Genomic DNA, 12378 nt, shown 5'->3' with positions numbered 1-12378 from the left:
GCCTGGACGCCCCGGTAGCCGACCACCTGCCCGAGTTCGGGCTGGACGAGCGCATCACCGTACGGATGCTGCTACGGCACACCAGCGGGGTGTTCAACTTCACCGGCGAGGTCTACGACGACGGGACGATCGTGCCGGGCATCCCCATCCCCTACGGCACCACCGGCAAAGAGTGGATGGACAACCGGTTCCACACCTACCCGCCTCGGGAACTGGTGGAACTGGCACTGTCCAAGCCTGCGCGGTTCGAACCCGGGACGGGCTGGAGCTACTCCAACACCAACTACGTACTGGCCCGGCTACTAATCGAAAAAGTCACCGGCCACCCGGTCGCCGAAGAGATGCGACGGCTCATCCTGGAGCCACTCGCACTGTCGGACACCACCGTGCCCGACAGCCCGGAGATCCCCACCCCGCACGCCCACGCCTACTACCAGTACGAAAACGCCGGAGAGCACAAGACGATCGACGTCACCCGCCAAAACCCCACCTGGATCTCCAGCGGCGGCGACATGATCTCAACCACCAAAGACCTGCACACCTTCATCTCCGCACTACTGAGCGGCAAGCTCCTGCCAGCCCCGCTCCTGACCGAGATGCGCACCCCGCACCCCACCGGCATCCCGAACATGGACTACGGCCTGGGAGTGTTCGTACTGACCACGGACGACGGCGACACCGTCATCTCCCACAACGGCGGCATGGCGGGCCACGCGGCGCTGATGTACAGCACACCCGACGGCACCACGACCCTGACCGCCGCGCTGAACTGCGTGGACGACGCCGACCTGTCCATCGCGGCGGCGTTCCAGACCGCCCAGCGAAGGCTCCTCAACGAGGTGTTCGGCGGCGGGCAGGCCGATCCAGCTCAACCGGCGGGCTGAACACCTGTGACCCGCCGTGCCCCGTACGCCTTGAGGGGCGCCCCCTCCGGTCGCGCGTCAGGGCCGCGCATCGGGGAGAACACGAACCGGGACCAGGTCGAGCTGGGCCTGGCCCGTCCGTACACCCGGCTATGGTCTGCCTGGTCGCCGAACTTGAGCACAGGACAGGATTTCGCAGATGAACGGAGTCACGATCGGGCAGGCGGCGGCGTTCGTCGGCGTCACGGTGAAGACGGTGCGGCACTACCACAAGCTCGGCCTGGTGAAGGAGCCGGAACGCGACAGCTCCGGCTACCGGCGGTACGGATCGGCCGATCTGTCGCGGCTGGTGCGGGTCCGGACGCTGGCCGCCGCCGGGGTGCCGCTGGCCGAGATAGGACCCCTGATCGACGCCGACGCCACGCTGTTCGCCGCCGCGCTCGCCGACGTCGAGCGGCAGCTCACCGAACGGATCAAGGAGTTGATCGCGCGGCGTGACACGCTGCACCGGCTCGCCGACGGTGACCGGGCCCTGCTGGGCGACCGCGCCGTGGCGCTGCTGGAGCGGATGTCCGGCCTCGGATTCCCCGTGGAGGAGGTGGCGGCCACCAGGGAGGGCTGGGTGCTGGCCAAGGCCCTGGTGCCGGAGGGCTTCGACGACTACCTCACCCATATCGAGCACGCCCTCGAAGACACCCGGTTCATCGCCCTGCTCAAGCGCGGCGCCGAGGCCTCGGCCTGGGAACCGGACGACCCGCGCATCGCCGAGCTCGCCACCGCCATGGCCGACCATTTCCTCGCCAACCCCGCACTGCTGAAGATCGTGACCGGTCTGCAGGCCCGCACCGAGGCCGCGACCCGGTACGAGCTGATCGCCCTCCACGGCGAGGAGCGGGGATCGGCCACGGCCCAGGGGGTCGCACTCATCGAGACCAGGCTCCGCGCCGCCGGTGTCCGTATCCCCAGGCCGGACTCCCACTGACCACGCCGTGCTCCGGTCCGTCGGCCCGGTGGGCCCGCCGGTCCGGTACGCGCTGATCATCACCCCGTGGCCAGGCGCCCCCTCGGCCCCCGGACGTCACCCGAGCCCGGTGGCGGTCTGCCGGAGATCGACGTTCCCGCCGTACGGCTTCCGGTTTGTCGAAATTCCCCTGATCCGGTTAGTCTCTCGCCAGTTAGGACAGGCTAACCTATTTCAGGCTAACCCTCCGTTCCCCCGCCCAGCGCCGCCATGAAAGAGCCCCCCGTGTCTCCCGTGTCCCCCGCACGCCGTACAGGTTGGCTCCGGGCCCGCCCGGGCCCGCCGGTCGTCGCGTGCGCACCGAGCCTCGCCCTGGACATCCGGGCCGTCGGCCCGCACACCGTCCGGGACGCGCTGTCGTCCTCTCCGGCACGACGACCCGTGGGGACGGTGACCGCGAGCCCGGAAGGGGCCCGTTCCACGTGGCCTCCGGCCGGACAGGCACGGGCATGACCGGCGCGGACACGCCCGGGAAGGGCACGCCCGACGCGAGCACGACCGGGACGCGCGTGGCCGACGCGAGCGTGACAGGGACGCGTACGACCGACGCGGGCACGATCGGGACGCGTATGACCGGGGCGGGTGTTCTGCGCAGGACCATGAGGCGCAACGCCGCGCGCCTGGGCGCGGGAACCCTGCTGCTCAGCCTGCACCAGGTGTGCGAGGCGAGCGTGCCGATCCTCATCGGTGTGATCGTCGACCGCGCGATCGGCACGGGCGCCACCGGGTTGCTGCTGTGGTGGCTGGCCGCGCTGGCCGCGCTGTTCACCGCCCTGAGCCTGGCCTACCGCTACGGCGCGCGGACCCTCATGCGCGCCATCGCCCACGAGGCCCACCTGCTGCGCCTGGAACTCGCCGCGAAGATCATCGACCCGCGCGGCCTGGACACCGGCCTGCGTACGGGCGAGCTGCTGACGATCTCCTCCGGTGACGCCGACAACACCGCCGAACTCCTGGACTACCTGCCGCGCGCGGTCGGGGCGCTGGTCGCGGCGGCGATGTGCGCCGTGACGCTGCTGCTCATCGACCTCCCCCTCGGCGTGGCCGTCCTGGTGGCCACCCCCCTGACCCTGCTGGCGCTGCACGTCGGCACGCCGTACATCACCCGGCACGTCGCCGCGCAGCAGGAGCTGGCCGGTCAGGCCGCGTCACTCGCGACCGACCTGGTCAGCGGGGTGCGTCCGCTGCGGGGCATCGGCGCCGAGGCGGCGGCCTCCCAGCGGTACGTCCGGGTCAGCCGGCTCTCGCTGGCGGCCTCGCTGCGGGCCGCCCGTACCCAGGGAATCTACGCGGCCGTCTCCGGCGCGGGCGGCGCGCTGCTGGCGTGCGGGGTCGCGGTGCTCGCGGGGTGGTTCGCGTTGCGCGGGCAGATCTCCGCGGGCGAGTTCCTGACGGTGATCGGGCTGGCGCAGTTCCTGATGGAACCCGTGGGGACGCTGACGCTGGTACCCGGCTGGGTGGCCGAGGCGCGCGCCTCGGCCGACCGGGTGGCGCGCGTGGCCGGTGCGCCCGTACTGCTGCCCGGCGACGCGGTGAGCCCGCCGGAGGAGGGGCCTCAGGGGCTGGAGGTCTCCGGGCTGAACCACGACGCGCTCGCGGGAGTGGACCTGGTGGCCGGTCCTGGCGAGTTCGTCGGGGTGATGGCCCACCGCCCCGCCGACGCCGACGCGCTGGTACGGGTGCTGTCCGGGCGGGTGAGTCCCGCCGACTACAGCGGCAGCGTACGGATCGGTGGCCGGATCCTCGTCGAACCCCACCACACCGACCTGTTCGAGGGCACCCTCGCCACGAACCTGGCCGCGGGCGGCCCGCCGGGGACCCCGGAGGAGCTCGCGGCGGTCCTGGCCGCCTCGGCGGCCGACGACGTGGTCGCCGCCCACCCAGACGGCCTGGAACACCAGGTGGTGGAGCGGGGGGCGAGCCTGTCGGGCGGCCAGCGCCAGCGGGTGGCCCTGGCCAGGGCACTGCTGGCCCGCCCGCCGATCCTGGTGCTGCACGACCCGACCACGGCCGTGGACGCGGTCACCGAGCAGGCCATCGCCCGGGGCCTGCGCTCCCTGCGCCACCCCGAGGGCGGCGCCTTCACCACCGTGGTCGTGACCAGCAGCCCCGCGCTGCTCGCCGCCGCCGACCGGGTGGTCGTGCTGGACGACGGCAAGGTGGTCGCCGAGGGGTCACACACTGGCCTGGGCGCCACCGACGACGACTACAGGCGGGCGGTACAGCGATGAGCGCGCCACGGGAACAGGATCCGCTGCCGGTCGCGACCGGCGGTGAGACCTGGCACTGGCTCCGCGCCCACCTGCGCGAACGCCGGGGCGCGGTGGCCGTGACACTGCTCGTGGGCCTGCTCGGCGCGACGGCGGCGGTCATCCCCGCGTACGTGATGGGCGTCCTCGTCGACCGCGTGCGCGAGCAGTCGGGCACCGCGGTGATCGTCGCGGTCGCCGTGGCCATCGCGGTGTCGGCCCTCGTCGGCGGCGCGGCCACCGGGCTGACGTCCTACCTGGTGGCCAGGCTGGGCGGCCAGATCCTGGCCGTCCTTCGCGAGCGTACGGTCGCCAGGGCCCTCACGCTCCCGCTCACCAGGCTGGAGCGCGCGGGCCGGGGCGACCTGCTGTCACGCGTCAGCGCGGACGCCGCCGAGGTCACCAAGGCCGTCTCCGACGTCGTCCCCGGCGTGATCGCCTCGATCCTGCTCGGCACGCTGAGCCTGGCCGCGATGGTCGGCCTCGACTGGCGGCTCGGCCTGGCCGGTGCCGTCTCGGTGCCGCTGTACGCGCTGGCGCTGCGCTGGTACCTCCCCCGGGCCGCCCCCTACTACGCCAGGCAGCGCACCGCGGTCGCCCGCTCGTCGCAGCGGCTGGTGGAGAGCATGCAGGGGGTGCGCACGGTCCACGCCTACCGCCTGGAGGAAGACCACCTGCGTGCCATCGAGGCCGCCTCCCGCGATTCGAGAGAGGTGTCGGTGGGGGTGCTGGACCTGTTCACCCGTCTCGTGGGCCGGGTCAACAGGGCCGAGTTCTGCGGCCTGACCACCATCCTGGTCGCCGGGTTCCTGCTGGTCCGCGCGGACGCCGTCACCGTCGGCGAGGCCGCCGCCGCGGCCGTGCTGTTCCACCGGCTGTTCAACCCGATCGGCATGTTGCTGTTCGTCTTCGACGAGGTGCAGGCGGCCGGGGCGAGCCTGGCCAGGCTGGTCGGCGTGGCCCATCTGGAGTCCGACCCGGACATCTCCACCCCGGAAACCGGGGGAGGACCGGAACCGGCCGACGCCTCCCTCGACCTGGCCGACGTACGTTTCAGCTACGACGGCTCCACCGAGGTCCTGCACGGCGTCACCCTGCGCGTCCCCGCCGGGGCCCGGGTGGCCCTGGTCGGCTCGACGGGCGCGGGCAAGTCGACCCTGGCCGCCGTCGCGGCCGGGTCGCTGCGCCCGACCGGCGGCGGCGTGCTGATCGGCGGGGTCTCCCCCTCCTCGCTGAGCACGGCGAGGCTGCGCGGGCACGTCGCGATCATCACCCAGGAGACCCACGTCTTCGCCGGGCCCCTCGTCGAGGACCTGCGCCTGGCCCGCCCCGGCGCGACGGCCGAGCAGGTCGCCTCGGCGCTGGAGGTGGTCGGGGCGCTGCCGTGGGCGCTGGCGTTGCCTGAGGGACTCGACACCGTGGTCGGGGAGGGCGGTCACGAGGTGTCGCCCGCCCAGGCGCAGCAGCTCGCCCTGGCCCGGCTGGTACTGGCCGACCCGGCCGTCGCCGTACTGGACGAGGCCACCGCGGAGGCGGGCAGCATGGGCGCGCGCGTGCTGGAGGAGTCGGCCGCCGCGGCCACCCGGGGCAGGACCACCCTGGTCGTGGCGCACCGGCTGACCCAGGCCGTCTCCGCCGACCGTGTCGTCGTCCTGGAGCACGGGCGGATCGTCGAGGAGGGGCCCCACGAACAGCTGGTCGCCGCCGGTGGCCGTTACGCCCGCCTCTGGGAGGCGTGGGAGTCACGTTAGAGAGGGGCGGGCTGCCGGTTTTCGGGTGAACGGCGCGGGCCGTCGGCGCGTATGTCCGGGTGTGAGATTCACGCACCCGGTCGCGACAGCCGGAGACATGATCCATCGTCCTGGTCTTCTCGGCGGGCCGCCCGGCTGACAGGATGTCTTTCGTGACCCCCACGGCGTCGGCGCTGCGCGTGCCGCGAGCCGTCGTCTTCGCGACGATGTGCCTCGCGGTCTCCGCGGGCGGCCACGCCCTGGCCGGGGGCGGTCTGATCCCGCCGCACCTGGCCGTTGTCGGCGCACTGGTCGCCTTCTGCGTGGCGTACGCGCTGAACGGGCGCGAACGCGGGGTGGAGGTCGTGCTCGGCGCGACCACCGGCGCGCAGATCCTGCTGCACGAGCTGTTCGCCCGCGCCGCGCCCGCGTCGCACGCGATGTCCTCCGCCGAGCACGGCCATTCCGGGCTGGGCATGACGGTCGTCCACCTGGTGGCGGCGCTGGGCACCGGCTGGTGGCTGCACCGCGGCGAGAGCGCGCTGTGGCTGATGATCCGCCTGTACGGCGGGCCGAGACCGCTGATCAGGCTGTTGCTCACCGTCCCCGCCGAGGTGGCCCCGCCGGTGTGGCGGGCCGTCCCGGCCGCCGAGGTGCGGCCGTACGGCGGCTGGGAGATCCTGCCGGTGCTGCGGCGGCGCGGCCCGCCCGTGCCGCGACACGCCGGCTGAGGGACCTGGAGGAAGGGTCCGGCGGCGGCGTGCCCCCGTGACCACGACGTCCTCCGCTCGTCTTCTTCCGCGGAGGCGTCCCTTCCGTTCTCGCCGGTCCGCGCCGAGGGCACGGCGAAAGGTCCCTCCTGGAGCCCACGATGGCGTCCCCGCCACGATTCATCCGTACGACCGTTGCCACCGCGCCGTACCGCGCCGTGGAGAGACCCCGGCGGCCCGACGCCGTTCGCAAGACCGTCGTCACCGCGCCACGCCGCGCCGTGGAGAAACTCCGGCGGCCCGGCGCCGTTCGCAGGACCGTCGTCACCGCGTTACGCCGCGCCGTAAAGGAACGCCGGGAGCCCGCCGGGCCCGACCGGGCCCGCGCTCGCCGCGCCGGTGGCGAGTGGTGCGGGCATCCGGTCGACGGCCGCTCGCCGGGACCGTCCCGGCGGCGTGCGGTGAGCGGAGTGGTCCGCCGGCCGTGCCCGTCAGCGTGACGTTACGTCTCGCCCGCGCCGCGGCCTTCGCCGTGGTGTGCCTGGCGCTCGGAGTGCTCGCGCACCTGTCCGGCGGGGGCGTCGTCTCCGCGCCGGCGGCGGCGTGCGCCCTGGCGCTGGCGTTCCTGGTGGCGCTGCCCGCGACCGGCGGTGAGCGCGGCATGGCGACGATCTGGCCGTTGCTGGCGGCCACGCAGGTGGCGCTGCACCTGCTCTTCTCCACGGTTCACCTCATCGCGCCGCTGGCCGAGGCCGGTGGGCACGCGCATTCGGGGCTGGTTCCCGGGCTGGGCATGGTGGTGACGCACGGCTGGGCGGGGGCGCTGGCCGCGCTGTGGCTGGCGCGCGGCGAGGCCGCGCTGTGGGCGGTGCTGCGCCGCCTCGCCGTCCGGCTGCTGCGGCTGCTGAGGGTCCGGTGCGGCCAGACGGCCGAACCCGCCCGCCCGGGCCGTGCGAGTTTCCCCGCGCCGACGCTCCCGCGCTCCGCGCTGTTGCGGTACGCGCTCGGCGGGCGGGCCCCGCCGCCGATCCTCGGCTGAGCCGCTCCCCTCTCACGGGCCGACCTCCACAGGCGGTCCCGTCTTCTCACGATGCCCTCCCGGGCGGACCTGTGTCCGCCCGGCCGCCACCGTGCCCCTCCCCCCAACCGGAGTACGCCTATGCCCGTCCCCTCTTCCGACTCCCCCGCCGGTGCCGCCGGTCTGCGCCTGTCCGCCGTGAGCTGCCGACACGGCAGGCTCCTCGCGGTGGACGCCGTCGACCTGGCACTCGCCCCCGGCGAGCACCTGGCCATCACCGGCACCAACGGCTCGGGCAAGAGCACGCTGCTGCGCGCGCTGCTCGGGCTGCACCGCGAGGTCTCCGGCGTGATCGAGGTCTCCGGGCGGCGGGCGCGCACCCCGGCCGACTGGGCCCGACGCCGCGCCGAGGTCGCCTGGATCCCGCAGCGGCAGGCGGCCGGACGCTTCCCGCTGCTGGTCCGCGAGCTGCTGGCCAGCGGCGGGCACGCCGGGCGGGCGTTCGCCGCGGCCGAGGACCTAGGAGTGGGCACCCTGCTGGACCGCCCGCTGTCCACCCTGTCCGGTGGCCAGTTGCAGCGCGCCTACCTGGCACGGGCGCTGGGACAGGTCGCGGCCGGGGCGGGGCTGGTGCTGGCCGACGAGCCGACCGCGGCCCTGGACTTCGCCGGTCAGGAGCAGGTCGCCGGTGTGCTGGCCGGGCTGGCGGTGAGCGTGGTGGTGGTCACCCACGACCGGGTGGTCGCCCAGGCGTGCGGGCGGGTGGCCGAGATGGCCGCCGGGCGGCTGCGGGAGGTCCGGTGAACTCGATCTGGCCACTGCTGGAGATCCCCTCGGTCCGGCTCGCCCTGCTGGCGCTACTGCTCGGTTCGGTGGCGCTGCCGATCGTCGGGGTGTTCATCGTGGGGCTGGACATCATGCCGGTCCGTTTCGCGATGATGCACGTCGCGCTGCTGGGCATCGCGATCGGCCTGCTGACCGGCCTGGATCCGCTGCTGTGCGCGCTGGTGCTGTGCGCGCTGACCGGCGGCGCGCTCACACCGCTGGCCCGCAGCAGCGCGGGGCTGTCGGGGGCGATGGGCCTGCTGATGACGCTGGCCATCGCGGCGGCACTGCTGGTGCTGTCGATCTCCGGGGTGAACGCCAACGGGGCGTTCGAGCTGCTGTGGGGGTCGATCCTGGCGACCCGTCCCGGGGACGTGGCCGCGCTCGCCGTCCTGGCCGCGCTCGTCCCGGTGCTGTACGGGCTGCGCAGGAAGGACCTGGCCCTGCTGCTGCACGACCGTGAGCTGGCCGTCTGCTCGGGGGTGGCCGTGGAGCGGCTCACGCTCGTCCTGCTGGTGGTGATCGCGGTGGCGATCGCCTCGGCCATCCGGCTGACCGGGGCGCTGCTGGTCGACGCGCTCACGCTGCTGCCCGCCCTGGCCGCGCGCCGGGTCGGCCGGTCGCTGTCGGCGATGGTCGGCTGGTCGGTCACCTTCGGGCTCGCCTTCAACCTGGGCGGCTTCCTGCTCGCCCTGCTCCTCGACCTCCCGCCCGGCCCGGTGCTGGTGCTGGTCGGCGGGCTCTGCACCGTCCTTCTCTACTCGATCCCGGAAAGGATCCTCACGAAATGATCATCTCGCGCCGATTCCGTCTCGCCGCCCTGGCGGCCGTCACCGCGCTGGCCGTGGCCGCCTGCGGAAGCGTCCAGGAGGCCTCGGAGGCCGCCCCTTCGGGAGGCGGCTCCTCGTCGGGGGGCGGCCTGAAGGTGGTCGCGGCCTCCACCTGGGAGGCGGGGTTCGCCAAGGCCGCGGGCGCGACCGACATCACGGTGATCGTCCCGCCCGGCGTGCACCACGCCGCCGACTACGACCCCAAGCCCTCGGACCTGGCCACGGTGGCCGACGCCGACGTGGTGCTGTACGCCGCCTTCGAGGGCTTCGCCGGAAAGCTCAAGGAGGCCGCCGGGTCCGGGGCCAAACTGATCGAGGTCTCCCTGGACAACGCCCCCGACAAGGTCAGGGCCGAGGTACGGCGCCTGGGAGGTGAGTTCGGCACCGCGAAGGCCGCCGAGGCGTGGACCACGGCCTTCGACACCGAGTACACCGCGTTGAAGGAGAAGGTCACCGCCGCCACCGGGGGCACCGCGCCGGTGATCGTCTCGCAGGCGTTCGTCGCCTGGGCCGCCGACTTGGCCGGCACCCGGCCCGCCGGGGTGTTCGGCCCGCAGCCGCCCACCGCCGGGCAGATCTCCGAGCTGGCCGCCAAGAAGCCCCAGCTGGTGCTCGACAACTCCGCCATGCCCGGCGGCGACGCCCTGTCCGGCGTGCGGGCGAAGCGCGTGGTCATCGACAACTTCCCCGGCCGGGAGCTGGATCTGCTCGCGGTGTACCGGGCCAACGCCGACGCGCTGACCGCGGCCCTGGGCTGACCGCTCGTGCGGGGGCGGTTCCGTGCGAACCGGCCCCCGCTTCACGAAAGTTTCGGGAAGTTCCAGAAAGGAGGCACGTGGACGTTCCCGTACCCGTCACCGGCCCGCTCCCAAAACGTGCCGGTCGCGGTGCTCAGCAGGTGAAGGGGCTGATCGCCCCGGTGAGGATCGCCAGGCCCACGGCGAGGAAGAAGTCGCCCCACACCAGCTCGTGGCGGGTGGCCACGCCGTGCTCGATGTCATAGCACCCGTCCAGGAGGCGGCCGTCGCGCAGGTGCGCGGTGACCAGTTCGCCCAGCACGGCGACGGCCCGCTCCCGCAGCCGGGCCGCCGTCCGCGGGCGGGTGGCGAGGACCCGCGCGGCCAGCTTGAGAGCGGCCACGGCCTCGATCGCGGCGGCCGAGGTGTCGGGGGGACCGCCGGTCCGGGCCGGTGGGACGGCGGGCGAGGTCGCCGCGAACCTGTCGGCCACCCGGGGATGGCCCAGCAGTTTTCGCCGCGCCGCCTCGTCACCGGCGTCGGCGACCGCCAGCGACAGCCACGCCACCGTACGGCTCCAGCCGGGCGCCGGATCGGGGTGGTGGGTCCAGGTGCCGTCCGGCCGCGCCCGCCAGGCCGGGCGCGGCTCCCGCTCCCCGAGCGTGAGCCCGAGCTGCAGTTCGAGCTGGTCGCGGGCGGCGGTGATCCCGCCGGGCCCCATCAGGCGCAGCAGGGGCGCGAGGCCGGGCAGCCCGTCGACCCGGGCCACCTCGCGGGGGCCGCCGAACGCGCCACCCCAGGGCACCAGGCCGAGCCCGGGGTCGTAGGCGTCCAGGCAGGCCCGCGCCGCGCGGTCGCGCAGCGCCGTCGCCGAGGCGTCCCCGCCCGCCACGCCGAACGCGGTGCCGTACCAGAGGATCAGGCCCCGGGTCGCGGTGTCGGCCTCGACCCAGGGGCCGAGCCGCGCGGTACGGCCGGTCGCGGCGGCCCGGTCGGCGGGATCGCCGCTCACGATCGCCCGCAGCCAGAGCAGGCCCGCCCAGAAACCACCGGTCCATGACCCGCGGGCGGTGGTCGTCCAGCGGCCGGAGCCGGGATCGGCGTGCAGCGGCCACCGCCCGGCCACGTCGGCCTCGGTGGTCCCCGCCCGGGCGAGAAGGTCCGCCAGCGCTTCCTCCGCCCACCTCACCGCGCCGCCCCGGCCCGGAACCGCGACGGTGCCGCGACGGCCGAGGCGGCGGCGAACCCGGCGGCCACCAGCACCCAGCCCGGCCCGTACCCCGCGGCCTCGACGAGGACGGCGAACAGGGGCGGCCCGGCGGCGAACCCGGCGAAGAAGCCCGCCGAGACGAGCGCGGAGTCGCGACCGGCGCCGCGCGGGTCGGCGCGCCTGATCACCGCGACCATCGTGACCGCGTTGCCCGCGACGGCGAAGGCGCCGACGGCCGCCGCGCCCGCCCAGACCAGGAAGGGGGCCGACGAGGCCGCCGCGAGCAGCAGCGCGGCCCCGCACGCCCCCGCCGCGAGAGGGGCGAGCAGCGCTTCGGGCCGGTCCAGACGGCCTGCCCGCCGCGACCAGCCGACCCGGCCCGCCACGCCGGTGACGCCCAGCGCGGCGACCAGCCACGCCGCCACGACCGGTCCCAGCCCCAGCCGCTCGGCCCCGAAGAGCGCGAGGTAGGTGTTCACCGAGGCGATCCCGCACCCCAGCAGGAAGGAGAACAGCGCCAGCCTGCCGACGCGGGCGCGCGGCACGTCCCGGGGTGGCGGCGCCTGCGCGGGGCCGGGGTCGGGCGGCAGCGCGCGAAGGGCCCAGCAGGCGATGAGGACGGCGATCGCGGCGGCCGTCCACACCGAGCCGCGCCATCCCGTCCAGGCGGCGAGCACCGCCAGCGGCAGTCCCGCCGCGAGGGCGCCGAGCTGTACCCCGGACTGCTTCCAGCCGGTGACCGCGCCGCGCCGGGCCGGTTCGACCGCCGCCATGATGATCTTGTTGGTGGCGGGATTGGCCAGCGCCTGCGGCAGCCCGCCCAGGGCCACCGCCGCCAGCAGGACGAACGTGCCGGAGGCGGCACCGATCAGGGCCAGCGCCGCCGCGGCCAGCAACAGCAGGGCGACCAGGCAGCGGCGGGCGCCCAGCCGGTCCACCCAGCGACCGGCGGTGAGCGAGAGCAGCGCGGCGACCCCGAACCCGGCGGTCGTGGTCAGGCCGATCGCCGTACGGGAGATGCCCGCCTCCCCGACCAGGCGCGGGCCGAGCGCGCCGATCAGGAAGAGCTGGAGCATCGACACCCCCATGGCCGAGGTGAGCAGGACGGTCACCTGCCGTTCCCCGGCCGCGCCGCGCCCGGGGCCTGCCGGTCGTTCCAGCCGCATCGCGGCCTCCTTCCCCTCG

General features: G+C 74.6%; 11 protein-coding genes. 9 read left to right on the top strand and 2 right to left on the bottom strand.

The annotated features are described in order from the left end of the window. The 9 genes from ACW9TB_RS20575 to ACW9TB_RS20535 form a co-directional block, all read left to right on the top strand. Positions 1-884: serine hydrolase domain-containing protein (locus tag ACW9TB_RS20575; RefSeq protein WP_472749642.1), on the top strand; the 884-nt coding region annotated here is incomplete at its 5' end. 178 nt (positions 885-1062) lie between these two features. Beyond that, positions 1063-1845 (top strand): MerR family transcriptional regulator, encoded by a 783-nt coding sequence (locus ACW9TB_RS20570; RefSeq protein ID WP_472749641.1) that lies wholly within the window; start codon positions 1063-1065, stop codon positions 1843-1845. A 488-nt stretch (positions 1846-2333) separates the two neighbouring features. Continuing rightward, the gene (locus ACW9TB_RS20565; RefSeq protein ID WP_472749640.1) at positions 2334-4115 is read left to right on the top strand and encodes an ABC transporter ATP-binding protein; all 1782 of its coding nucleotides are present in this window, start codon (positions 2334-2336) and stop codon (positions 4113-4115) included. Further along, a complete protein-coding gene (locus ACW9TB_RS20560) occupies positions 4112-5884 on the top strand; it encodes an ABC transporter ATP-binding protein (protein ID WP_472749639.1) in 1773 nt (590 codons plus the stop codon). The genes ACW9TB_RS20565 and ACW9TB_RS20560 overlap by 4 nt, the downstream gene beginning before the upstream one ends. A 152-nt stretch (positions 5885-6036) precedes the next feature. Next, positions 6037-6594 (top strand): hypothetical protein, encoded by a 558-nt coding sequence (locus tag ACW9TB_RS20555; RefSeq protein WP_472749638.1) that lies wholly within the window; start codon positions 6037-6039, stop codon positions 6592-6594. A gap of 463 nt (positions 6595-7057) precedes the next feature. Further along, positions 7058-7612, top strand: a complete 555-nt coding sequence (locus ACW9TB_RS20550) for an MFS transporter (protein WP_472749637.1) — start codon at positions 7058-7060, stop codon at positions 7610-7612. A 120-nt stretch (positions 7613-7732) separates the two neighbouring features. Beyond that, positions 7733-8395: a metal ABC transporter ATP-binding protein gene (locus tag ACW9TB_RS20545; protein WP_472749636.1), complete on the top strand. Its 663-nt coding sequence runs from the start codon at positions 7733-7735 to the stop codon at positions 8393-8395. Continuing rightward, positions 8392-9207 (top strand): metal ABC transporter permease, encoded by an 816-nt coding sequence (locus ACW9TB_RS20540; RefSeq protein WP_472749635.1) that lies wholly within the window; start codon positions 8392-8394, stop codon positions 9205-9207. Before ACW9TB_RS20545 ends, ACW9TB_RS20540 begins: the two co-directional genes overlap by 4 nt. Next, entirely contained in the window at positions 9204-10004 is an 801-nt protein-coding gene (locus tag ACW9TB_RS20535; RefSeq protein WP_472749634.1) for a metal ABC transporter solute-binding protein, Zn/Mn family, read from the top strand. Before ACW9TB_RS20540 ends, ACW9TB_RS20535 begins: the two co-directional genes overlap by 4 nt. 133 nt (positions 10005-10137) lie before the next feature. On the opposite strand, the gene ACW9TB_RS20530 is transcribed toward ACW9TB_RS20535, so the two are convergent. Both ACW9TB_RS20530 and ACW9TB_RS20525 read right to left on the bottom strand, forming a co-directional pair. Continuing rightward, positions 10138-11172: a hypothetical protein gene (locus tag ACW9TB_RS20530; protein WP_472749633.1), complete on the bottom strand. Its 1035-nt coding sequence runs from the start codon at positions 11170-11172 to the stop codon at positions 10138-10140. Continuing rightward, a complete protein-coding gene (locus ACW9TB_RS20525) occupies positions 11169-12359 on the bottom strand; it encodes an MFS transporter (RefSeq protein ID WP_472749632.1) in 1191 nt (396 codons plus the stop codon). The genes ACW9TB_RS20530 and ACW9TB_RS20525 overlap by 4 nt, the downstream gene beginning before the upstream one ends. Positions 12360-12378: the final 19 nt, after the last annotated feature.

The organism is Streptosporangium sp. H13245 (genome assembly GCF_055690525.1).
This window is presented reverse-complemented; position numbering and strand designations above follow the sequence as displayed.